Origin of the sequence: Neorhizobium turbinariae (genome assembly GCF_023223505.1) — a bacterium.
Lineage (GTDB): Bacteria > Pseudomonadota > Alphaproteobacteria > Rhizobiales > Rhizobiaceae > Neorhizobium > Neorhizobium turbinariae.
Genome location: NZ_JALPRY010000015.1, coordinates 51,820 through 74,432, shown reverse-complemented (window position 1 = coordinate 74,432; position 22,613 = coordinate 51,820). Strand labels below are relative to the sequence as shown.

Sequence of the window (22,613 nt, the reverse complement as noted above, 5' to 3'; positions counted from 1 at the left end):
TTACGCGACCGATAGGACGGCAAGCCCCTCGCCGCGCGTGTAACCGACTGTCGTCACCACGGCGTGTTTCGCCGGCGCCGTCATCGGCTTCTCATTTTCCGAATCAAATATCGGGACGGTCGCGCCGCTATCCAGCGTCAGGGCGGCCAGCGCCAGGCCGAGCGGGAACTGTGCTTCCATACCGTGGCCGGTGATGCCGCCGTAACCGCGAACCGGTGCACCATCAAGCTGCGATGCGAGAAGCGATTTTTCGCGCTTGGTAATGTCGTGCAGGCCGCTGGCGCCGGAGAAAACAACTGTATCAGCATTGGAGAGATCGCCGGCATGGGCAGCTAGGCGGCTCAAACGCTTTTCGAGCTTGCCCTCGTCGCGGTTGCCACGGTCGCCTTCGATGGCGTCGATGACGGCATAGATATGTGCACCACGCGCTTCGGCATGCGAGCGCGACTCGAGCACCAGGAAGGCACCCACGGAACCCATCATCATGCCGCCGCCATTGTCATCCGAACGGGACCAGAGCGGATGCCATTCACCCGTCGCATGCGCACGAATGCCTTCAACCAGCAGAATGATGTCGGCGCGTTCCGCGACGAAGGCGCCACCGACGAGGCTATGCGTGGACTGGCCGGCCTTGATGCGGTGGAATGCGGTCTCGACTGCGGTAATGCCTGCGGCTTCTTCGCCCATGAAGGTACGAGATGAGCCGGTCACTTTGTGCACGATCGAGATGTTACCAGCGACCAGGTTGGAAAGCTGGGCCAGGAACAACGTCGGGCGCAGTTCGGTCGTCAGCTTTTCGTTCAGCAGCAGTTCGCGGTCGTTGCGCTTCAGTGCCTCGCCGACGATCAGCGAATCGACCTTGATGTCGCGCTCACCACCACCGGCGGCAACGATCATGTCCATCGAGGCACAGGCTTCGGCGTCCGTCTTCAGGCCGGCGTCATCCAGAGCAAGACCTGCCGAAAACACGCCAAGCCGCTGCCAGTTTTCCATTTGGCGCTGGTCGCCGCGCTTGGGGATCTGTGCAGACCAATCGATCTCCGGCATGGGATGGACCGGGTATGGTGCAAACCGCTCCGTCTCAACCTTCGGCGCGCCGACTTCAGCCGCCGAAAGAAGAGCGACATGCGGCTCCTTGCCGACGCCCTGGCAGGTGACGATACCGACACCGGTGATCACGACATCATTGTCAGACTTCATCATGTCCTCTTATGCCTACCCTGATCTTGGATAGGTTCTAGGCGTTCGCGGCAATGGCGTCCATCAAGCCGACCTCTTCGGCGCGCTTGCGCACGACCGGAGCCAGCGGGATTTCACTGAAAGGCATGGTGCGAAGCTTCAACTGCGCGTCGCAGACCTTCTTCCCGTTGCTCGTGATCTTGGCCTTGGTCACGGCGTAACCCGAACCTTCATGCTCGAGGAAGGCCTCGATGTCGAGTACGGCATCCGGCTCCACGAATGTGCGCATCTTGGCGTTGTCGACCGACATGAGAAACGGCATGGCGGCAAAATCGGAAGCAGCCAGCACCAGCATACCGGACGCCTGCGCCATGGTTTCGATCAGAAGCACACCGGGTACCAAAGGCATGCCGGGAAAATGCCCTTCAAACACCGGGCTTTTCGAAGGCACGACGGAACGCGCCTTCAAGGTCTTTGCTCCCAGATCGACCGCTTCGATGCGGTCGATCATCTGGAAATATTCGAGCAACATCAGATTGCCGGCAGGCGATCGAAACCGATCAGGCCTTTGCCGCCCTCAACTCGTCGATCTTGGTGCACAGGTTCTTCAGGACGAAGTATTCCTCTGTGGAAACCTTGCCTTCGTTGACTTCCTGCGTCCACTGCTCGAGCGGGATCTTGATGCCGAATTCCTTGTCGATCGCAAACACGATGTCGAGGAAGTCGAGGCTGTCGATGCCGAGATCATCGATCGTGTGGCTCTCCGGCGTGATGGTCTCGCGATCGATTTCGCTGGTTTCAGCGATAATATCGGCAACTTTGTCGAATGTAGCAGTCACGCCCATGTCCTCTAGAATATGAAAATCAGGTTCCACATAGGGAAATCGTTTCCAAATGCCAATGGCCTCCTGCCAAAGCGGCAAGATTTGCATGGCCCCTGTTGCTAATTCAGCAATGGAGGTCGCCAGAGGCGGTCACAACAATCCCGTCAGTCCAGGCTGCCTCTCAGGCAGCTGAAGCTCGCTGCTCTACAATGGCTGCCCGGATCACCTCAAGCACGGATTGCGCCTGAACGCCGGTGCAGGCCCACTGGCTTGGCTGTCCATCCCAGGCGGTGCCAAGGAACTTGCGGCCGCTGTCCGGCGCCTGGATGGTTTCGCCATCCGCCAGTCCGCCGCAAACCACGCGAACAGGTCCGCTGCGGACGGTGAAGAGATCCGGCCGCACCAGGTAAACACAGGCGGTGCTGTCATGGACGGCCATGCCGTCGATTCCGACGCGGTTCCTGTAGAAGTCGATGTAATACTGTGAGAGGTCCGACAGGAGCTTCACCGACTTGTCGCCGGCAGCCACCATCTCGGCAAGGTCCTGGCTGGACATGATCGTCTTCATAGTCACGTCGAGGCCGACGATCGTGACCTTCCACGGCGTAATGAAGATCAGGTCAGCAGCTTCCGGGTCGCCATGAATATTGGCTTCCGCGGCCGGCGTGACGTTGCCATTCACGTCGAAGGCGCCGCCCATAACGATCACTTCCTTCACGAGCCCGGCAAATTCCGGATCAGCCTGCACGGCAAGCGCCAAGTTGGTCATGCGTCCAACCGCAATCAGGGTCACCTCGCCCGGGTTCTCCCGCACGGTGTCGATGATGAACTGATAAGCGGGGCGCGGATCGAGCGGCCACTCAACAACGTCAGGCACGCCGATATTTCCCAGCCCATCAGCGCCGTGGACCACCGAAGCGGCGCAGTCGTCGGTGCGCGTCTGATCGAGTGTTGCGCCAGCGCCCTTGGCGACCGGAGCGGTGATCTCCCACTCGCGATGCAGGAACTGGGCATTGCGTGTCGTCAAGTCGACGCCGACATTGCCGAAGACGGTGGTGACGCCCAGGAGTTCGATCTCCGGGTGGCGATGCAGGAAGAGCAGTGCCATCGCATCGTCGACGCCCGGATCCGTATCGAAAATGACCTTGTGCATGTGCTATTCCTATGCGACCTCTTGAGGCGCGCACCATAACGCCAAACGCAGTCAGTGCAATCCCGGTCGGCGCTGTGAGGCCGTCCAGCGTGGCAGTTGCGGACGCGACGATTCGGTGCGAGAAGCGCCGCGCACCATCCCGCATACCCGCATTGCCGAGTTCTTCCCTTGCCTGATCTCCTTCCCCACCTGATCCTGCTGCTGCTTGCGGCAGCGTTCTTTGCCGGCTTTGTTGATTCGATCGCCGGCGGCGGCGGTCTCATCGCCATCCCGGCAATGCTGCTCGCGGGCATTCCTCCCTTGGAGGCCCTCGGCACCAACAAGCTTCAATCCCAGTTTGGCGCGGCCTCGGCGACCATCGCCTATGCAAGGCGCGGCCATGTCGACCTGAAGCGGCAGTTGCCGATGGCGGCCATGGCGGTGGTGGGTGGAGCGATTGGCGCGGTCCTCGCCGCGATGGTTCCCGCACAGTTTCTTGCCGCGGCCATTCCCTTCCTGCTGATTGCAATCGCGCTGTTCTTCGCCCTGAAGCCGAACCTCAATGACGTCGACCGTCACCGCCGGGTGACACCGTTCGTTTTCGGAATCACCTTCGTGCCGCTGATCGGGCTGTATGACGGGCTTTTCGGCCCCGGCGCCGGCTCGTTCTACATGCTTGGCTTCGTGCTTCTCGCAGGCTTCGGCATGCTGAAGGCGACGGCGCACACGAAGCTCATCAACCTCGGCTCCAATTTCGGGTCATTCGTGGTGTTTGCGGTCGCGGGTTCGGTGTACTGGAAGCTCGGGCTTATGATGGGGGCAGCGCAATTTCTTGGCGCTCAGGTTGGCTCACGGCTTGCCATGCGCAGCGGGGCAAAGCTGATCAAGCCGCTGCTGGTGATCTCCTGCCTGGCGCTGGCCACCAAGCTTGTCGCCGATCCCATGCATCCTTTGAGGCTCTGGCTGGGCTTCTAGCCCTTCATCTTGAGCGGCAGCCCAGCGGCGATAAAAAAGACCTCGTCTGCCTGTGCCGCAATCTTCTGGTGGAGCCGGCCGACGTGGTCCCGGAATTCCCGCGCCATGCGGTTCTCCGGCACAATGCCGAGGCCAACCTCGTTCGACACGAGGATCACGCGTCCCTCTGCTTCCGCCAGCGCGCCAAGCATCTTGGCGGCTTCAGCCTCGATGTCGCGCTCCTCCATCATCAGGTTGGTGACCCAAAGTGTGAGGCAATCGAGCAGGATGACCGTGTCGGGCTTCGCGATGCGGGAAATTTCGCTCGCAACATCCATCGGCACTTCATGCGTCTGCCAACCCTCGCCGCGATCGACCCGATGGCGCGCAATTCGCTCGCGCATCTCGTCGTCATAGGCACGCCCGGTCGCCAGGTAATGCCGCGTAAGTCCGGTTTCGATCGCCAAATTCTCGGAGAAAGCGGATTTGCCGGAACGAGCGCCGCCCAGGACAAGCGTGACGTGGCCGGTTCGCGTCATGAACATGGGAAAGCCTTGGCCAGAGGAAGCCGGACGATTCGTAGATAAGGAGGCGTCCGGCCCTGTTGGTGACGTTTGCTCTGGATCATTGCACAGCAATCTGTGCAGGCATTCCATATGAGTGTCAATTGCCCCAAAGACAAGACGGGGGCAACACTATCTCCAGCGGAGACAGGGGGAGCCGGTACGCAATACCTAAGACCGGCGCCGTGTGCGGGCTCAACTGCCTGCACGCACACCAATAGCCCGACATCGTTACCGGATCGTTATCGGCATTGGGTTGACCCGAGAAAAATCCACGGAAGCGAAATTCTGATCTGCCACCTCCCCAGGACACGGGATGATCCCGACGCCGTTGACGTTAATCTGATCGCCGATGCGGTCTGCGCGGTTGGCAAATGCTGCCGCTCCGCTACATTACCCGACATATGAGCCGGCAGAACTAAGCGGCCAATTTTACAAGGGAGTTCGCCTTGCAGCGCCATCTCTCGCGCATTCTGAAACTTAACGTGGTGACCGCCGCAACGCTGCTTGCCGCCGCGCTCTATGTTGATCCGGCGCACGCCCAGGCTGAATGCGGTTCGGTGTCCATCGCCGAGATGAACTGGGGCTCCGCCGCGGTTGCCGCGCATCTCGACAAGATCGTGCTCGAAAAGGGTTATGGCTGCCAGGTCACGCTCGTTCCGGGCGGGACGATCACCACCTTCGAGGCGATGAACGAGAAGGGTGAACCGGATATCGCGCCCGAGCTCTGGGTGAATTCCTTTCGGCCGCAGCTTGAAAAAGCGGTGGCAGACTCTCGTCTGGTGATTGGCGCCGAGATCCTGGAGGATGGCGCAGTCGAGGGGTGGTGGATCCCGAAGTTTGTCGCCGATGCCCATCCCGAGATCAAGACCGTCCAGCAGGCGCTGGCCAATCCCAAACTCTTTCCCGCGGAAGATGATCCGGCAGTCGGTGCGGTCACCAGTTGCCCCACCGGCTGGAGCTGCCGTGTCTCGACGGCGAACCTGTTCAAGGCGCTTGGCGCAGACGAGAAGGGCTTCAAGCTGGTGTCGCCGGAGTCAGCGGAAGCCCTGGACGATTCGATTGCAAATGCATTTGCGAACAAGACCGGCTGGCTCGGTTATTACTGGGCGCCCACGGCCATCCTCGGGAAATACCAGATGGTCAAGCTGTCGTTCAGCGTACCTCACGACAAGAGTGACTGGGATGCCTGCACCGTGGTGCCGGATTGCGCGAGCCCAAAGATTAACTCCTACCCGACCTCGCAGGCCTTCAGCATAGTGACGCGCGACTTTGCGAACCGGGCGGAGACGGCGATGGACTACATCAAGAAGCGCCGGTGGACGAACGCCACCGTCAACAGCTTGCTCGCGTGGCAGTCGGATAACAAGAGCTCGAATGAGGAGACGGCCCGCCACTTCCTGCAGTCCATGCCTGAGATCTGGACGAAGTGGGTTCCGGCAGACGTCGCCGAGAGAATCAAGGCGTCGCTCTAACTCGCCAATCCCAACGGCGCAGCGACTGCGGCCGCGACAGCCCAACTCGTTTCGAAACAACCAGTTAGTGGCTGTGGCCGTTTTCCTTGTTGGTTACGCCGGCCTGTTCGAAGGTCGCCATTCCGGAATGGCAGGCGGCAGCCGCCTTGACGATCCCGGCGGCGAGCGCTGCGCCCGTGCCTTCGCCCAGCCGCATGCCAAGCGCCAAGAGCGGCGTCTTGCCAAGCTTCTCGATCGCGCGCAGGTGACCCGGCTCACCCGAGACGTGGCCGATCAGGCAGTGATCGAGGGCTGCGGGATTGGCCGCCTTCAGAATCGAGGCAGCAGCCGTCACGACATAGCCGTCCAGGAGAACCGGAATCTTTTCCATGCGAGCCGCAAGGATAGCGCCTGCGATAGCCGCGACCTCACGACCACCAAGACGACGCAGAACCTCCAGCGGATCATTGAGGTGATCCTTGTGGAGGTCGACCGCCTGCTTCACCACCGCAATCTTGCGCTCCAGAAGTTCGCCGTGGGAGCCAGTTCCTGGACCGACCCAATCCTCGGCCTCACCGCCGTAAAGCGCTAAATTGATCGCAGCCGCGACCGTCGTGTTGCCGATCCCCATTTCGCCGATGCACAGGAGATCCGTGCCGCCGGCAATCGCTTCCATGCCGAACGCCATGGTCGCGGCACAGTCGCGCTCCGAAAGAGCGGCTTCGGTTGCGATGTCGCCGGTCGGATAATCCAGCGCCAGGTCGAAGATCTTCAGCCCGAGATCGTGGGTGACGCAAATCTGGTTGATCGCAGCACCACCGGCCGCAAAGTTCTCCACCATCTGTTGCGTGACCGACGACGGAAACGGCGTGATGTTGTGGCGGGTGACGCCATGGTTGCCAGCGAAGATGGCGACGAGCGGACGGTTGACCGCCGGAGCCCTGCCCGTCCAGGCCGCCAGCCAGAACGCAATTTCTTCTAGACGGCCGAGCGCCCCCGGCGGCTTCGTCAATTGCGAGTCGCGCTCGCGGGCGGCAACCAGTGCATGCGGATCGGGGCCCGGTAGGTTCTGCAACAGGACTCGGAAGTCATCGAAAGGTAAGCCGCTCACGCTCATGGAAAGTCTCTCTCATCACCGGCCGCTTCGTCTTGATGGCCGCTTGTGTTCAGCGCCAAATCGCGCTTCTGTGTGCCTCTCATAGTCGGGTAGCCGAGGAGGGACAACTGCCAAACGCGACGGAATTCATTGCTGAACTGGCCCGCTCCGTTGGTTTCCTGAGCCGCTTGCCCGTGCCGAACCGTTTCTTCAAGGGATATGACGGAAGCGTGTCGCGTGCCGTGCGCGCCTTCCCGGCGGCTGGCCTGGTCATCGCCGCCCTGCCTGGCCTAGTGTTGCTGCTCATTGCCCGTCCTGAAACCGCATTGCTGAGCAGTCTCGTCGCTCTTGCGGTGATGGCGGTCCTGACGGGCGCGTTGCACGAAGATGGCCTGGCAGACACCGCCGACGGCCTTGGCGGCGGCCGCGATCGCGAGCACGCGCTCTCGATCATGAAGGATAGCCGCAGCGGGGCGTACGGCGTCGTCGCACTGATCCTCTCATTTGGCCTGCGTGCTTCCGCCCTCTCGACAATCATCCTGATTGACTCGAGCTTTGCTGCGCTTGCCCTCCTCGCTGCTGCGGTTGTCAGCCGCGGTGCCATGGTGGCGCACTGGCATGCCCTGGCCGCAGCACGGGTGAACGGTGTCGCCGCCGGCGCCGGAAGTCCGGAAGAAAGTGCACGCAATGTGGCGCTTCTCAGCGCTATTGTCCTTGCCCTGCTCCTCCTTGTGCCGTGTTTCGGCCTGACCAGGACATTGTTTTCGTTGATCGTCGTTGGCATCACGGCCCTCGGTTTCACCCGATGGGTCCGCACGAAAATCGGCGGCCATACCGGTGATACGATCGGCGCCACGCAGCAGATAAGCGAGATCGTGATGTTGGCCACGCTTGCTCTCACCCTCTGAAGCCTTGATATAAGGTCTATGATTTCACCCTGCATTCTAGTCTGCGCCATCGATGACAAAACCGGCTACTGCTTCGGCTGTGGACGCACGCGCGACGAGATCGCAAGCTGGACGGCTTACACGGATGGTGAGCGCCGCGAATTGATGGAGCGACTGCCGCAGCGCCTCGAGACGGTGGAGCGGCGTCCGCGACGCGAAACCAAGCGTCAGCGACTGGCAAAGGAGCGCGGCACGGCATGAACCGTCTCACCCTCGTTCTTCTGTTCCTGTCCGCCGGCCTTGCGCTCCTGGTCTTCAACCACGACAACGGCCAGACGTTCGGCATGGCCAATGACGACTTCGGTCATCTGATTCACTCGCTGCCTATCCTCGGCCTTCTCTCTGTCGGCATTCTCGCCGGGCGTCGCGGCAATGGTGGAGAGGTGCTGCGCAACATCGCCATCTGGCTGCTCATCGCGCTCGCGCTTGTGGCGCTCTACCTCTACCGCGATGATGCCCGCAATGTCGCCGCCCGTATGACAGCGGGCCTATTACCCGGTACCGCCGTGGTGGTCACAACGAGCGAGGGCCAGAACGAGGTCGTGATCCACAAGACACGCGGCAGCCACTTCCAGACCAATGTCCGCGTCAACGGCCAGCTGATCCCGATGCTGGTGGATACCGGCGCGAGCACTGTCGTGCTGTCTTATGACGATGCCCGTGCGATTGGTATTGATCCGGGCAAGCTCGATTTCAGCGTGACGGTCATGACCGCAAATGGCCGTGCCCAGGCGGCACCGGTTCGTCTCGAGCGTATCTCGATCGGCCCGATCGAACGCAAGAATATTCGCGCCATGGTCGCCGAAGACGGCAGGCTCGGTGAAAGCTTGCTGGGCATGAGCTTCCTGTCGACACTCAGCTCACTGCAGATGCAAACGGATGAGCTTCGCCTCAGGAACTGAGGATCATTTTGCGGCCTGTAGAGCGACGGTGTGATCCGAGAGAACCTGGTTGCGGCCGTAGCTCTTTGCCATGAAAAGAAACTGCTCGGCACCATTCAGGTAATTATCGAAGGTCTCCGGCCCGCAAACCTCTGCGACCCCGACGGACACCGTAACGGAAATCTCACAATCGCCGACCAGGATCGGCTCCTCACCGATCTCCGCCCGTAGATTGTCGCAAAACTCGGTCGCCGCGATTGTATCGATGTCCATCAGAAGCAGCCCGAACTCCTCCTCGTCCAGCCGAGCCAGGAGATGCGAGGTGCCCTCAATCGCCGCCCCAATACGGGCACCTATGGCTTGGACAATCTTGTCCGCGGCTTCCTCGCCATGCGTTTCGACCAGCCTTCGAAAATGATCGATATCGATGATTGCGACGGCGCAGGCGATGCCCTTTGCGAGGCAATCTTCAACACGTGCCGGGCCTGCCCGGTAAAACTCTCCCAAGGTCGGCAGTCCGGTCAAGGTGTCGACGGCGGCACCCTCGCCTTCCATTGGCTTTGGGCTCAGCCACTGATTCAGTTGCTGCACGGAACGGAAGTGCTGGCTTTGCAGATACGGCATGCGAAAGTTCCGGTGTCAGGCCACGTTCTTGACCGGGCGGCCCTGGCTTTTCGCCTGCATTGTGCGGATCTGGATCAGCGTGTCGAGGTTCTGGTTGACGCGGCAATAGAACTCCTCGTCGATGAACGGACGCAGCATGAAGTCGTTACCACCGGCTTTCAGGAACCTAGCCGAAAGCAGCCGGTTGGACGAAGACGAAACGCCGATGATGCGCAATTCGTGCGACCCGCGCACCGAGCGGATTCGGCGCGTCAGCTCGAAACCGTCAATGTCCGGCATGTTGTAGTCGGTGACGACGAGTCCGATATCGGGGTTCTTCTTGAGGATCTCCAGCGCCTTTGCACCGCTGTCGGCCAGGCTGACGCGGAAATTGTAGCGTTTCAGGCGGCTTGAGAGGAGCGCCCGCGCCGTTGGGCTATCATCAACGATGAGCACGTGATGGCGATGGTTGGTGAGGAAGCGGCAAACCGATTCCGCGAGCATTTCCACGGCAAAGACATTGTCCTTGAGGATGTAATCGACAATCTCCTTGGTCAGCAGCTTGTCGCGCGTCTCTTCGTGGAAGGTGCCGGTAAAGACGATGGTGGGGATCGAAAGATCGATCAGGTATTCGAGCGCCTCGCCGTTTTCGGCACCGGGAAGGTTGATGTTGGAGATGGCGAGCGTGACCGGTTCGCTGGAACGGTCGTAGGCCAGCTGGATTTCCTCGAAATTGCGGCAGATCTCGATGTCGATGCCGAAGAGCTCCTTGAGCCGCGTACCGATCATCGAGGTGAAGACGTTCGAATCCTCCGCGAGCAGGATACGGGAATTTGCCAGAGATTGGCCGGAATGTTGCATCCCGGATATGCCGAGGAAAGTCATGATGCCCCTATTGCTTGAAAGACCCCTTCCGGAGCAGCAATAGGACCGACGGTTTGAATATGAGTTAATCCGGAAACTGCCCCGGGCCCAAAACAGGACGAGCGGCCTTGCGACCGCTCGTTAAGGTCAACGATGGGTTAGCGGCTGCTTATCTCACGCCCGCAGTACCGCGTTCTCCGGATCAAACGGGCTTTCGGGCACGACCACGGCATCATAGGTGGTGCCAAGGATCTTGATCTTGAGCTTGGTGCCTTCGGCGGCATGGTCCGGCTTGACCATGGCCAGCGCCACCGATTTGCCGATACGCCATCCGTAACCGCCACTCGTGGCACGACCGACAAGTTCGCCTGCCTCATTGTAGATCGCCTCGGAGCCACGCGCATCGACGTCGTCATTGCCAGAGACGATCAGCGTCACGAAGTTCCACTTGAGGCCCTTTCCCTTATAGGCGAGCATCGCGTCGCGGCCGATGAACGACTTCTCCGGGCGGATGAAGCGGTCGAGCGCCGACTCGTAGGCATTGTATTCGATCGACAGTTCACGCCCCATGTTGCGGTAGGATTTTTCCGCCGCCATCGAAACCATGGCCCGGATGCCGAACGGCTTGATGCCGTACTCGGCCCCTGCCTCCATGAGCTTGTCGAAGATGTAGGCCTGCATCTCGATCGGATGATGCAGTTCCCAGCCGAGCTCGCCGACGAAGTTGACGCGCAGTGCATGGGCGGTGGCAACACCGACGGAGATCGGCTTGGCCGTCAGCCACGGGAAGTCCTTGTTGTCGAGGCTCGTGCGGGTGAGCTTCTTCAGCACATCACGGGACTTCGGTCCGGCAAGAACGAGAACGCCATATTTCTGAGTGATCGGCTGAAGCACGACGCTGCCATTGGTCGGTGCGAGACGGTGGAGAAGGTCGTGGTCGTGGGCCTCAAGTCCGCCGGCAGATACGAGGTAGAAACGGCCGGGCGCCCATTCGTAGACGGTAAACTCTGCCCGCACCCCACCGACCGGCGTCAACACGTGGCACAGCGCGATGCGGCCACGCTTCTTCGGCACCGCATTGGCAAGGATCGAATCGAGCCAGGCACGCGCGCCGGGTCCGGAGACTTCCATCTTGGCGAACGGCGACATGTCGAGCACGCCGACATTCTCGTGCACGTTCTTCACTTCGTTGCCGACATGTTCGAAATAGTTCGAACGGCGGAACGACCATTTTTCGACGATGCGTCCATCATCGAGCGCCGCCGCGTAGTTGTGGTTGGTGATGACATCCGCACCAACGCCGAGTTGGTCCTTCGGGACCGCGTAACCTTCCGGCGCAAACCAGTTTGCCCGCTCCCAGCCATAAACGGAGCCAAACACGCCGCCGAGCTTCTTCAGGCGGTCGTAGATCGGTGTCGTCTTCAGCGGACGGGCAGCCGCGCGCTCTTCATCCGGATAATGCATGGTGAAGACGTTGGCATAGGCTTCTTCGTTCTTGGCGATCAGGTAGCCTTCCGTCGCGTAAGGGCCGAAGCGGCGCGGATCGACGCCCATCAGATCGACCGTCGGCTCACCATCAACGATCCATTCGGCAAGCTGCCAGCCAGCCCCACCGGCGGCCGTGATGCCGAAGGAATGGCCTTCGTTCAGCCAGAAGTTCTTGAGACCCGGTGCGGGTCCTACAATCGGGTTTCCGTCCGGCGTATAGGCGATCGCGCCATTATACACCTTCTTGATGCCCACTTCGCCGAAGGCCGGCACGCGCGCGATCGCTGTCTCGATATGCGGCATCAAGCGGTCCAGCTCCTCCTGGAACAGCTCATATTCGCTTTCGTCCGAGGGTCCGTCGACGTAGCACACGGGAGCGCCGACTTCGTATGGCCCAAGGATCAGGCCGCCTGCCTCTTCGCGCATGTACCAGGCGCTATCGGATTCGCGCAGCACGCCCATCTCGGGCAGACCCTGCTTGCGGCGCTCCTGAATTGCCGGGTGTGGCTCGGTGACGATGTACTGGTGCTCGACCGGAATGACCGGCACGTTAATGCCGACCATCTCGCCCGTCTTGCGTGCGAAGTTTCCGGTGCAGGAAATGACGTGTTCCGCGGTGATGTCGCCCTTGTCGGTCGTGACCTTCCAGAGCCCGTCAGGCTGCTGTTCGATCGCCGTCACGGTCGTGTTGCGGTAGATCGTAGCGCCGCGGTCTCGTGCACCCTTGGCCAGCGCCTGGGTGAGGTCTGCAGGCTGGATGTAGCCGTCGTCCGGATGCTGGATCGCGCCAAGCAGACCTTCCGTCTCACAAAGCGGCCAGATCTCCTTCACCTGCTCAGGCATCAGGATGTTGACCTTGACACCGATCGTTTCGGCGATGCCGGCGTAATACATATATTCGTCCCAGCGGTCCTTGGTGCGCGCGAGACGGATGTTGGAGACTTTCGCAAAACCGACATTCATGCCGGTTTCCTGCTGCAGCTCCTCATAAAACCGCACCGAATATTTATGAAGCTGGCCGACCGAATAAGACAGGTTGAAGAGCGGCAGGAGACCCGCGGCATGCCAGGTCGAGCCGGATGTCAGTTCCTTGCGCTCGATCAGGACGGCGTCGCTCCAGCCCTTCTTTGCCAGATGGTAAAGCGTCGATACGCCGACGACGCCGCCCCCGATCACGACGGCTCGTGCATGTGTCTTCATCGAATGAACCCCTCTTGGCCCTGCGGCCACACATAATCTTTGCCAGACTATGCAATTCCTCGAGACGGCTCAAACGCCTGTTTACGACATGCCGATCGTTCCCACGCGACTGTGTCGTTTCACAGCGTCACGCGCCGCCCCGAACGTCATCGTCCTCGACCGGTGCCGGCTTGGGCCTATGGATGACGATCTCCTGTTGCGGGAACGGCATTTCGATGCCTTCCTGCCGGAACCGCTTGAGGATGGCGATCCGCAGGTCGTTACGGATCCGCATGCCCGCGCCCATGTCCGCAAGGTGGAATCGCAATTCGAAATCAAGCGACGAGGCGCCGAACCGCAGGAACTCAACGTGTGGTTCCGGATTGCGCATGACCTCCGGGATCTCGGCAACAAGCTCCAGCAGCACATCCATGACCTTCTGCGGGGCCGAATCGTAGCTGACAGACACCGGGATCTCGGAGCGCTGCATGCGGTTGCGATGTGTCCAGTTGCCGACCGGCGAGTTGATCAGCTCCGAGTTCGGCATGATGATCGACTGCATGCGCGAGGTTTCGATTTCCGTTGCGCGCACCGAGATTCGCTTCACGGTACCTTCCGTCGTGCCGGTGACGACGTAGTCGCCAACCTTGAACGGTCGCTCGACCAGCAGAATCAGCCCTGACACAAAGTTCGATACGATGTTCTGCAGGCCAAAACCGATACCGACCGAGAGGGCCGAGGCCACCAGCGCGAAGCTCGAGAGATTGATGCCCGCTGCCGACACGCCGATGATGATCGCCAGGCAGATCCCGAGATAGCCAATGCCTGTCTTGACCGAATTTCTTACACCGACATCGACCTGGCTGCGGGCGAGCACATTGCCATCCACCCATTTCTGGACCCAGCGGGTGATGACGAAGCCGATGCCGAAGAGGACAATACCTCCGAAGATGCCGACGAGCGAAATCGATACATTGCCGATGCGGATCTCGGTAAAGAAGCGGTAGATCCACGCCTCGATATCGGCGAACTGGAAGCCCCATGTCAGCAGGATCAGGGGCACACCGAGGATCAGCGCGAAGGCATAGAAGCTGAGGCCGGCGGCAAGGCCTGCCTGATCAAGCGCAACCTCGCCAAACCGGTAGCGCTCGGCAAGCCTTCGCCCGGCCCCGGTATTGCGGAAGGCACCCTGCTTGGAGACCGCCTTGCCGGACAGGAAGCCGAGATAGATGAGCACGAAAACGGCGCCGGTGAGCACGACCTGCGTCGATGCAAACCGCGCCAGCCCCACGTAACCCGTCAGTACCGAGAGGATGAGCAGCCCACCGACGACCCGTAGCAGGATCGCGAAGAACCGCGGCCAGGGATTACCGACATCGGTCACGTCGCTTTCGCCTTCACGAATGCGCGGCTTGATGAAGGAAATTGCGATGAGAATTGCACCAACGACCAGCGATGCGATCAGACTCTTGACGATGGTGAGGACGAGTGGCGACCCCAGCGCCTCGCTGATTGCCGCGAGGAAGTAGTCGAGGCCGTTGACGATCGCCATCATCAGCACGGCCACTATCAGGAACCGCGCGCCGCGATCGGTGATGCGCACAAGCCGCCAATGCGGCTCATTGGGAGAAAGAATGCCGTTGCTGAGTTTCCAGACAAAGGAAACCAACCAGATGAAGCCAAAGAAGGTCGCAACGATGGAGGCAACGTCCGAACGAAGGACATTGAAGCCATCGAGGAAAAGGTACGACGCCAGAAGAAAGGCGGCGATCGATGCCGTCTGGATAACCGTCGACCAGAAAGTCACCGACAAGCGCTTGATATAGGTCGGGTCCCCGCTGCCATTGCGCCTGATGAAGCGACCGAACAGCCTGTATCCTCCCGAGAGGAAGAGCAGGCCGGCGGCGATCGACAGCGCGATTGCACCCAGCAGCTGCCACTTCTTGAACTTCCAGACGAAGGTGAACCAACTGCCGAAGGTTGAGCCGAAATTTTTCACCTCCGTGACGAAGGCATTGCCGGCATCCGTGAACAGGCTGCCGGTCAGCTCGGTGTGGCGAAACAGGGTCTGGGTGAACAGCGAACGCCGGAGATTGGTAATGTAGGTCGCAAGCTGTGTTGCATTGTTTGCCAGCGCTGCCGCGTCGTCGCTGATGAGATTGAGCTGCGATTGCTCCGCAATCAGCTTCTGCCGTTCCTGCACGACAGCTGGCGCTTCTTCGGGCTGGCCTTCCTTTGGCGCCTCGCCGATTTGCTGCAGCCGTGCCTGGATCTGCTCGACGCGCGCCCGCATCGCGTCAGATGCCGCCCGCATCTGGCTGACGATGTTGTCGACCTCGACGCGCAGTTCCGCCAGACGCGCGTCGTCCCTCGGATCGCTATCGATGCGGTTGCGGAAGGCTTCAAGCTGGGTGCGGATGGCATCGACCTTGTCACGCATCTCCGCATTGATCGAGTCCACCGTCTCCTGTGCCTCGACCTGCTGCAGCGCTTGAGCGAATGCCGGGGCGGCCGGAAGCAGAGACGAGTGCAGGACCGCGAGAAGCAGTGCGAGAATGACGGCTCGCTGGTGCCAGCGGCTGCGGGAGTTCTGGTCGAGATGGAATCTACCCAAGGTCAAGCTCGTCCTTTGTTCGGAATCGACGGGCAGAAACTAGAGCGACTTCTGGGCGAAGAGAAGGAGGCGCCAAGGACCCACAAACAGAATTGGAACAATTTGCGGAACCTGGAACATTCCGTCGCGTTCTCTGAGCGAAAGACAGCAACGGAGGTAAGGACCATGGAAGAAGCTGGTATCGGTTGGATCGCCGCCATCATCATCGGCGGCATCGCGGGTTGGCTCGCAGAGAAGTTCATGAAGAGCGACATGGGCGTCATCATGAACGTCATTCTCGGTATCGTTGGCGCGATCATTGCGAACGCGATTCTCGGCGTCTTCGGCATCGTGCTGGGCGGCTGGATCGGCTACCTGATCGCTGGCTTTATTGGTGCCTGCATCCTCATCGCCGTGGCACGAATGTTCCGGCGATAAAGCATCTCCCTCAGAAACCGGCGCCGGGCTTGGCTAGATAGTCGAGCTCGGCGTTTGTCGATTCTCGACCGAGGATCGCGTTTCGGTGCGGAAAGCGGCTGAATTCCCTGATCACTGCCCGGTGACGCTCGGCATAGTCCAGATACTCCGCGTCGCCAAGCTTCGCAAACAGCTCAACGCAAAGGTCCTGATCCGCCAGGTCTTCGGAATGCTCGAACGGCAGGTAAAAGAACGCCCTCTCGTCGGCTGAAACCTGCCGGTCAGCTCCGGCTTCCACGGCAAGCCGCGCTTCCCGCAAGGCAATCCAGTCGGCGGCAAACGCGAGTGGCGTCCCGCGGAACATGTTTCGGGAAAACTGGTCCAGTACCACAATCGCCGAAAGCCAATCCTGCGGTTTCTTACGCCAAGGTTCGATTTCACCGCGAGCCAGGGACAGATGCGTATCGAGAAACCGTCTTCGCAGCGTCTCATCAAGAGCCTCGTTCTTCACGAACCAGTCCTTGCGCGTCAGTTCCTTGAACCAGAAGGAGTAGACTTCCGCGGCGGCATTGCTTTCAGAAACCATGGTCACTGCCTTTCCAGTTGAAGCGTGGCGAGGTCTTTTCCAAGCATGCGGCAAAGCGCTTCCACCACCATGTTGTGATCCTCGCGCTGGGGCAGGCCCGACACCGTCACTGCGCCAACGCACCCTACGCCATTCACCTTCAACGGAAAGCTTCCGCCATGGCTGGCGTAGTCTGCAGACGACAGACCATAGCGGTTCTCGAGCGTGTCATTCATGTGGGCGAGCTTCCGTCCAATCGCGTAGCTGGACTGGAAGAAGCGCAGCACGAGGTTGCGCTTGCGCCTCACCCAATGTTCGTTATCGGCAGTGGTGCCGGGCATCGCTAGGTAGAAGGCCGGCATTGAATGGAAGCGAACGTCAATCGCGACCGCGACACCTTTTTCCAACGCCATGTCACGCAACAGCATGCCAAGCTCAAAGGCCGTACCCAGGTCGAACTTGTCGAATACCAACGCCTGTTCCTGTTCCTGGATCTTCGCGATATCGCGTTCCTCTGCCGCCGCCATGCTCTCTCCTTCCGGGCTAATCAAGCCGGCATTGATGGCGGCAATTGGACGCCAAGTAAAGCAACTCAGGTGCTGCCTGTCTCCGGCAGGTTAGTTACAAGCGGCGTCCGGCCTCGGCAGGGTCAGGTTGTCGGCGCTCGGGTTGCTGTTTGCCGTCGTGCCGGGCGGCTGGCAGTGATCCTCATGATCCACCGTGCCTGTGGTGCTGTTCGTCGCCATCGGATCGGAAACACCAGGCGGCGGTGTCACGGCGCTTCCCGCCGGGTCTGTTGCAGGCACTTGCATTTCCGTGCCGGGTGCAACTGTGGTCGGTGCCTGGGCCAGCACAGGTGTTGCAGTGGCTGCAACGATTCCCACGATTGCGATCAACTTGCTCAACATGACGAACTCCTCCTTCATTTCCGGAAGAAGTCACGAGACCGGGCTTCAGTTCCACCAGGGAAGGTCAGGCGAGGAATTCGTGGATCGAGGCGAGCAAGGCCTCATGGGTGTAGGGCTTGCGGATGAAGATCGTATTGGCCGGAAGAAGCATCGGATCGAGGTGAACCACGCCGGAGGTGATGATGATCCGCACGCTCGGCCGCATGGCGCGGATCCGCTGCGCCAGTTGGATACCGTCCATGGAACCTGCCATGTTCACGTCGGTTACCACGATGTCGATGTCGCTGTGGTTTCGAAACAGCACCATTGCCTCGTCGGCATTGGCCGCCTCAAGAGCGGAGTGGCCAACGTTTTCGAGGGCATCAAGTGTGTCGAAGCGGATCAGCGGCTCATCTTCGACAATAAGGACGACGGCCTTCTGAGGCATTTTGTGCTCCTGGCTGGTCGGTAGTTTCGACGCCGCGCATATAGGACCATCGCTAGTCGCGGCAAGCAGACTTTAGCCGGAGACATGACCAAACGAAGATCCGACCCGCGCAGATCAGCATCCGTCACCGGATGTCGTAAAATTTTATATACCTTTCCGCAGACCTTGGGGCTAAGAGAGGTCATCTCAACTTTGTAAGCAATTCAGGCCATCAAAAATGGAAATTTTCACCGCCGCCGGCTTCGCGGCGCTTCTTCAAGTCATTGCCATCGATCTCGTGCTGGCAGGCGACAACGCGATCGTCATCGGCATGGCAGCCGCCGGACTTCCTGCGGATCTTCGCAAAAAGGCGATCCTTGTCGGTATCTTGGCAGCAACGGTGCTCCGTATCGGATTTGCGACCGGCACCGCCTATCTGCTCGGGATTGTCGGGCTTCAGCTGGTGGGCGGCCTGCTGCTCGCATGGGTCTGCTGGAAGATGTGGCAGGAGCTGCGCTCGGCCGAAAACACCGCGGAACATGCCCCGACTGAGGAAAAAGCTGCAGAGCTCAACGTCAAGCAGAAGACATTCGCCCAGGCTGCCATGCAGATCGTCATCGCCGACGTTTCCATGTCGCTCGACAACGTCCTGGCGGTTGCCGGCGCGGCACGCGAACACACGAGCGTCCTCATCATTGGCCTGATGCTGTCGATCGCGCTGATGGGCATTGCCGCCAACCTGGTGGCCAACATGCTGCACCGCTTCCGCTGGATCGCCTATGTGGGTCTTGCCGTTATCGTTTATGTCGCGGCGAACATGCTCTACCACGGCGCGATCGAGGTCCTGCCGCTCCTGCAGGGCAACATCGGCTAACGCCCTCACTGGAGGCGCCGTGTTTGTGGCACAAAGCGCCTCCAGATTGACCATGATGGCCCTCTCCTTTAGAAGGCGCCATTCCATCCTCGGCAACCGATCCGGGATGGGTAAGCTTCGGAGCTCGACTGGATGGCGCCATTTCCGCGCAAGCAGCGGATAGTGTTGAAGCGCGAAAGGGCCTGGCCGCTCTCGCGATTGCCCATTCTTGCCGCGACCATCCTGATCGCGGCGTTCTTCGGCCTCCTCCCCAATGTCGTCAAGGACGGCTACTGGTCCCGCGGTGCGCAGGCATCGGACAAAGGGACAGACGTCCCTCACCTGACGAAGCGCGATCCGATTCGCGCTGTTGCGGCGGCTGATCGCAAAGACGCCTCCAGCCCTTACGGATCTGGCAATGGCGCGCTTCTGGCGCCGGCCTGGTATGAACTGGCGACACTTTATGGCGATAGATCGGTTACGGGACCGCGGCGGACGCTTCCGTTCGCTCCCTCCTACTGGCACGCAGCCCTTCCGCGCGCTCCGCCAGTGCAAGCGTAAGCCTTTTCGCATCTGACAGAATTTCCGCCTGCCGCTCAGTTTGAGACTTGTGCGGGCATAGCAGGACAAATCCATGAGAAACTCCCCCTGGCTGGTGACGACCTATCTTATCGTCATCCTGTTCGGCATCCTGGTGGCGCTGCCGAACGTCATCCCGCAGTCGACGCTCGACCGCCTGCCTTCCTGGCTGCCGCATAGCCGTGTGTCGCTTGGTCTCGATCTTCGCGGCGGCTCGCATCTGGTACTTGAAGTCGACCGCACCGACCTGATCAACGAGCGGGTCCAGAGCCTGCTTCAGGATGCGCGTCGTGTACTGCGCGACAAGAATATCGGCACGAGCGCCATCCGTCGCGCTGGCGAAGCCGTCAGCATCACGCTACGCGATCCGGCACAACGCGATGCCGCTGTGACCGAACTCCAGACGCTCGCCAACCCCGTCGGCTTCGGCACGACCGTTGGCGGATCGGATCTTGCCATCACCACCCCGAGCGAGAACACCATCTCGATTGCGCAGACCGAAGCCGGCATCAATTCCCACATCACCGCCGCCGTCGAGCAGAGCCTTGAAATCATCCGCCAGCGTGTCGACCAGGTTGGTGTTGCAGAACCGACCATCCAGCGCGTCGGCTCCGACCGCGTCCTGGTCCAGCTTCCCGGCGAGCAGGATCCGTCCCGCCTTCGCCAGCTTCTCGGCTCCACCGCCAAGATGAGCTTCCACCTGCTTGGCCAGGCGGGTGAACCCGGCGTCACCATGCTGTCTGACGAAGGTGGCAACCAGTATCCGGTGCTTGACCGCGTTGAACTCTCGGGCGACCGCCTCACCGACGCGCGCGCCGCGTTTGACCAGCAGACAAATGAGCCGGTTGTCAATTTCCGCTTTGATTCGGCCGGCGCCAACCGTTTCGCGCAGATCACCCAGCAGAACGTTGGCCGTCCTTTCGCCATCGTCCTCGACAACAAGGTCCTGAGTGCCCCGGTCATCCGCACGCCGATCACCGGCGGTTCGGGACAGATCTCCGGCGGCTTCTCCGTTCAGGAAGCCAACACGCTTTCCGCACTGCTGCGCGCTGGCGCTCTGCCGGCCAAGCTGACCGTCATCGAAGAACGCACCGTTGGTGCTGACCTCGGTTCCGACGCGATCGAGATGGGCATCTTCACCGGCCTCATCGGCTTTGCCCTCGTCGTCGCCTTCATGTTCTTCCTGTATGGCTTCTGGGGCATCCTCGCCAACCTGGCGCTGATGATCAACGTCATCCTGACCTTTGCGGGCCTGACATTGATCGGATCGACACTGACGTTGCCCGGCATCGCCGGTGTCGTGCTCGGCATCGGTCTTGCGGTGGACGCAAACGTCCTCATCAACGAGCGCATCAAGGAAGAAACCCGCAAGGGCAAGAGCGCTTTTGCCGCGATCGACGCCGGCTTCCAGCGCGCCTATGCGACGATCGTTGACAGTAACGTCACGAGCTTGATCGCCACCATTCTGCTGTTCTGGTTCGGCTCCGGTCCAGTTCGCGGCTTTGCCGTCACCATGGGCCTTGGCATCATCATCTCGATGTTCACCGCTGTTTCGGTTGTGCGCGTCATGATGATCTTCATTGCTGCTCGCAAGAAGCTCAAGAAGATCGACATCAAGCCCTTGCTGCCGATCAACCTCGTTCCCGATGGTACGCGCATTCCCTTCATGAAGGGTCGCTTCGTCGGCATCACCGTCTCCGTGCTGCTTTCGATCGCGTCTGTCGTGCTGTTCTTCAAGCCGGGCCTCAACTATGGCGTCGACTTCCGCGGCGGTATCCAGCTCGAGGTCACGACGGCCCAGGACACCGATCTGGCAGCCTTCCGCTCCGGGCTCAGCGAGCTTGGCCTAGGTGAAGTTGCCTTGCAGGAATTCGGTGCAAAGAACCGCGTTCTGGTTCGCGTCGAGCGCCAGTCTGGCGGCGAAGAAGCGCAGACCGTTGCGGTCGAAAAGCTCAAGGCGGAGATCGTCAAGATCGACGAGACTGCCAGGGTTGAACGCACGGAAGTGGTTGGCCCGAAGGTCAGCGGCGAGCTCGCGGTCGCAGGCTTCCTGGCGCTCGCCCTCGCGTCGATCGCAATGACGATCTACATCTGGGCGCGGTTCGAATGGCCGTTCGCCGTGGGTGCAATCATCACGCTGATTCTCGACGTGACGAAAACGGTCGGCTTCTTTGCCATCACCGGCCTCGACTTCAACCTGACGGCAATCGCTGCCGTCCTGACGCTGGTCGGTTACTCGGTCAACGACAAGGTCGTGGTCTATGACCGGATGCGCGAAAACCTGCGCATCTACAAGAAGATGCCGCTGCGCGACGTGATCGACCTTTCGATCAACGAGACCCTGGCACGAAGCCTCTACACCTCGGCAACCGCCTTCCTCGCCATGCTGCCAATGGCGATCTGGGGCGGCAGCGCGGTGGAAAGCTTCGCAATTCCGATGGTCTTCGGCATCGCGGTCGCAGCCCTCTCGTCCGTCTTCATCGCAGCGCCGATCCTGCTGTTCCTCGGCGACTGGCGCACCCGCCACCAGAAGCAGGTGCAGGCCGCCGCCGAAGACGTCGAGCACGCGACCAAGGCCTGATTTTAGTAAAAAGAAAACACGAAGGGGCGGATGCAGATCCGCCCCTTTTCTTTAAGCGGAGAGCGGATGCTCGACTTCACCACCTATATCGGTCTGTTCTCAGCAGCCTTTATCGCGGCCACCATCTTCCCGATGCAGTCGGAGGCGATCCTCGTCGGGCTGATCCTCAGCAACCGGTTCTCTGTGGTCCTGCTGGTGCTGGTCGCTTCCGTCGGCAATACCATGGGCGCGGCCGTCAACTGGCTCCTGGGGCGCGGTGTCGAACGTTACCGCGACAGCCGGTGGTTTCCGCTGAAACGTGACAAGCTCGAAAGAGCGCAGCGCTGGTACCATCGATATGGGAAGTGGTCGCTCCTGGTCAGTTGGATCCCTGTTGTCGGTGATGCCGTGACAGTGGCGGCGGGCGTTATGCGCGAACCGCTGCCGACCTTCCTCGTCCTCGTCTTCATCGGCAAGGCCTTGCGCTATACTGTCCTGGCGGCAGCGACACTCAGCATGATCTGATCGCCGCCTCTCCTCTGCCCAAAAGCGCGAATGTCTTGGAACA

24 protein-coding genes are annotated in these 22,613 nt (G+C 60.5%); 10 read left to right on the top strand and 14 right to left on the bottom strand.

Going from position 1 to position 22,613, the window contains the following annotated elements; translation table 11 throughout:
* The 4 genes from M0654_RS13765 to M0654_RS13750 all read right to left on the bottom strand — a co-directional run bounded on the left by M0654_RS13765 (position 1) and on the right by M0654_RS13750 (position 3,156).
* On the bottom strand, positions 1-1,203 hold the full coding sequence (locus M0654_RS13765; RefSeq protein ID WP_248683629.1) for a beta-ketoacyl-ACP synthase: 1,203 nt from the start codon (positions 1,201-1,203) through the stop codon (positions 1-3).
* Positions 1,204-1,237: 34 nt separating this feature from the next.
* Complete coding sequence (locus tag M0654_RS13760; protein ID WP_118849638.1) at positions 1,238-1,711, bottom strand: 3-hydroxyacyl-ACP dehydratase FabZ family protein; 474 nt, start codon at positions 1,709-1,711, stop codon at positions 1,238-1,240.
* A 28-nt stretch (positions 1,712-1,739) separates the two neighbouring features.
* The gene (locus tag M0654_RS13755; RefSeq protein ID WP_248683628.1) at positions 1,740-2,024 is read right to left on the bottom strand and encodes an acyl carrier protein; all 285 of its coding nucleotides are present in this window, start codon (positions 2,022-2,024) and stop codon (positions 1,740-1,742) included.
* 160 nt (positions 2,025-2,184) lie between these two features.
* Complete coding sequence (locus M0654_RS13750) at positions 2,185-3,156, bottom strand: nucleoside hydrolase (RefSeq protein ID WP_248683627.1); 972 nt, start codon at positions 3,154-3,156, stop codon at positions 2,185-2,187.
* A gap of 168 nt (positions 3,157-3,324) precedes the next feature.
* Here M0654_RS13750 and M0654_RS13745 point away from each other — a divergent pair, with 168 nt between their 5' ends.
* The gene (locus tag M0654_RS13745) at positions 3,325-4,110 is read left to right on the top strand and encodes a TSUP family transporter (RefSeq protein WP_248683626.1); all 786 of its coding nucleotides are present in this window, start codon (positions 3,325-3,327) and stop codon (positions 4,108-4,110) included.
* On the opposite strand, the gene cobU is transcribed toward M0654_RS13745, so the two are convergent.
* Positions 4,107-4,628: a bifunctional adenosylcobinamide kinase/adenosylcobinamide-phosphate guanylyltransferase gene (cobU, locus tag M0654_RS13740; RefSeq protein WP_248683715.1), complete on the bottom strand. Its 522-nt coding sequence runs from the start codon at positions 4,626-4,628 to the stop codon at positions 4,107-4,109. The genes M0654_RS13745 and cobU overlap by 4 nt on opposite strands.
* A gap of 497 nt (positions 4,629-5,125) precedes the next feature.
* On the opposite strand from cobU, the gene M0654_RS13735 reads away from it, so the two are divergent.
* Complete coding sequence (locus tag M0654_RS13735; protein ID WP_390920332.1) at positions 5,126-6,127, top strand: glycine betaine ABC transporter substrate-binding protein; 1,002 nt, start codon at positions 5,126-5,128, stop codon at positions 6,125-6,127.
* 64 nt (positions 6,128-6,191) lie between these two features.
* Here M0654_RS13735 and cobT read toward each other — a convergent pair whose 3' ends face one another.
* Positions 6,192-7,223, bottom strand: coding sequence for a nicotinate-nucleotide--dimethylbenzimidazole phosphoribosyltransferase (gene cobT / locus M0654_RS13730; protein ID WP_248683625.1), 1,032 nt, complete (start codon positions 7,221-7,223; stop codon positions 6,192-6,194).
* Positions 7,224-7,258: 35 nt separating this feature from the next.
* On the opposite strand from cobT, the gene M0654_RS13725 reads away from it, so the two are divergent.
* The 3 genes from M0654_RS13725 to M0654_RS13715 are packed head-to-tail and all read left to right on the top strand — an operon-like array spanning position 7,259 to position 9,051.
* Entirely contained in the window at positions 7,259-8,110 is an 852-nt protein-coding gene (locus M0654_RS13725) for an adenosylcobinamide-GDP ribazoletransferase (RefSeq protein WP_390920278.1), read from the top strand.
* An 18-nt stretch (positions 8,111-8,128) separates the two neighbouring features.
* Positions 8,129-8,350: a DUF1289 domain-containing protein gene (locus M0654_RS13720; protein ID WP_248683623.1), complete on the top strand. Its 222-nt coding sequence runs from the start codon at positions 8,129-8,131 to the stop codon at positions 8,348-8,350.
* Positions 8,347-9,051, top strand: a complete 705-nt coding sequence (locus M0654_RS13715; protein WP_248683622.1) for a retropepsin-like aspartic protease family protein — start codon at positions 8,347-8,349, stop codon at positions 9,049-9,051. The genes M0654_RS13720 and M0654_RS13715 overlap by 4 nt, the downstream gene beginning before the upstream one ends.
* Before the next feature lie 3 nt (positions 9,052-9,054).
* Here M0654_RS13715 and M0654_RS13710 read toward each other — a convergent pair whose 3' ends face one another.
* The 4 genes from M0654_RS13710 to M0654_RS13695 all read right to left on the bottom strand — a co-directional run bounded on the left by M0654_RS13710 (position 9,055) and on the right by M0654_RS13695 (position 15,778).
* Positions 9,055-9,654: a GGDEF domain-containing protein gene (locus M0654_RS13710; protein ID WP_248683621.1), complete on the bottom strand. Its 600-nt coding sequence runs from the start codon at positions 9,652-9,654 to the stop codon at positions 9,055-9,057.
* A gap of 15 nt (positions 9,655-9,669) precedes the next feature.
* The gene (locus M0654_RS13705; RefSeq protein WP_248683620.1) at positions 9,670-10,518 is read right to left on the bottom strand and encodes a response regulator; all 849 of its coding nucleotides are present in this window, start codon (positions 10,516-10,518) and stop codon (positions 9,670-9,672) included.
* A 153-nt stretch (positions 10,519-10,671) separates the two neighbouring features.
* On the bottom strand, positions 10,672-13,185 hold the full coding sequence (locus M0654_RS13700) for a GcvT family protein (protein WP_248683619.1): 2,514 nt from the start codon (positions 13,183-13,185) through the stop codon (positions 10,672-10,674).
* Between the two features lie 127 nt (positions 13,186-13,312).
* Positions 13,313-15,778: a mechanosensitive ion channel family protein gene (locus M0654_RS13695; protein ID WP_248683618.1), complete on the bottom strand. Its 2,466-nt coding sequence runs from the start codon at positions 15,776-15,778 to the stop codon at positions 13,313-13,315.
* A 165-nt stretch (positions 15,779-15,943) separates the two neighbouring features.
* Here M0654_RS13695 and M0654_RS13690 point away from each other — a divergent pair, with 165 nt between their 5' ends.
* On the top strand, positions 15,944-16,195 hold the full coding sequence (locus M0654_RS13690; protein WP_118849627.1) for a GlsB/YeaQ/YmgE family stress response membrane protein: 252 nt from the start codon (positions 15,944-15,946) through the stop codon (positions 16,193-16,195).
* Between the two features lie 10 nt (positions 16,196-16,205).
* Here the strand turns inward: M0654_RS13690 and M0654_RS13685 are convergent, their stop codons facing one another.
* The 4 genes from M0654_RS13685 to M0654_RS13670 form a co-directional block, all read right to left on the bottom strand.
* Complete coding sequence (locus M0654_RS13685; RefSeq protein ID WP_248683713.1) at positions 16,206-16,760, bottom strand: DUF924 family protein; 555 nt, start codon at positions 16,758-16,760, stop codon at positions 16,206-16,208.
* A gap of 2 nt (positions 16,761-16,762) precedes the next feature.
* Positions 16,763-17,266, bottom strand: coding sequence for a heme-degrading domain-containing protein (locus M0654_RS13680; protein ID WP_248683617.1), 504 nt, complete (start codon positions 17,264-17,266; stop codon positions 16,763-16,765).
* A 90-nt stretch (positions 17,267-17,356) separates the two neighbouring features.
* Positions 17,357-17,647, bottom strand: coding sequence for a hypothetical protein (locus tag M0654_RS13675; protein ID WP_248683616.1), 291 nt, complete (start codon positions 17,645-17,647; stop codon positions 17,357-17,359).
* A gap of 64 nt (positions 17,648-17,711) precedes the next feature.
* Positions 17,712-18,074, bottom strand: coding sequence for a response regulator (locus M0654_RS13670; RefSeq protein ID WP_248683615.1), 363 nt, complete (start codon positions 18,072-18,074; stop codon positions 17,712-17,714).
* A 217-nt stretch (positions 18,075-18,291) separates the two neighbouring features.
* Here M0654_RS13670 and M0654_RS13665 point away from each other — a divergent pair, with 217 nt between their 5' ends.
* From M0654_RS13665 to M0654_RS13650, 4 genes are all read left to right on the top strand, one after another.
* The gene (locus M0654_RS13665; protein ID WP_248683614.1) at positions 18,292-18,927 is read left to right on the top strand and encodes a TerC family protein; all 636 of its coding nucleotides are present in this window, start codon (positions 18,292-18,294) and stop codon (positions 18,925-18,927) included.
* A gap of 132 nt (positions 18,928-19,059) precedes the next feature.
* The gene (locus M0654_RS13660) at positions 19,060-19,467 is read left to right on the top strand and encodes a hypothetical protein (RefSeq protein WP_248683613.1); all 408 of its coding nucleotides are present in this window, start codon (positions 19,060-19,062) and stop codon (positions 19,465-19,467) included.
* A 73-nt stretch (positions 19,468-19,540) separates the two neighbouring features.
* The gene (secD, locus tag M0654_RS13655) at positions 19,541-22,066 is read left to right on the top strand and encodes a protein translocase subunit SecD (RefSeq protein WP_248683612.1); all 2,526 of its coding nucleotides are present in this window, start codon (positions 19,541-19,543) and stop codon (positions 22,064-22,066) included.
* A 66-nt stretch (positions 22,067-22,132) separates the two neighbouring features.
* Entirely contained in the window at positions 22,133-22,570 is a 438-nt protein-coding gene (locus M0654_RS13650) for a YqaA family protein (protein ID WP_248683611.1), read from the top strand.
* The last annotated feature ends 43 nt before the right edge of the window (positions 22,571-22,613 follow it).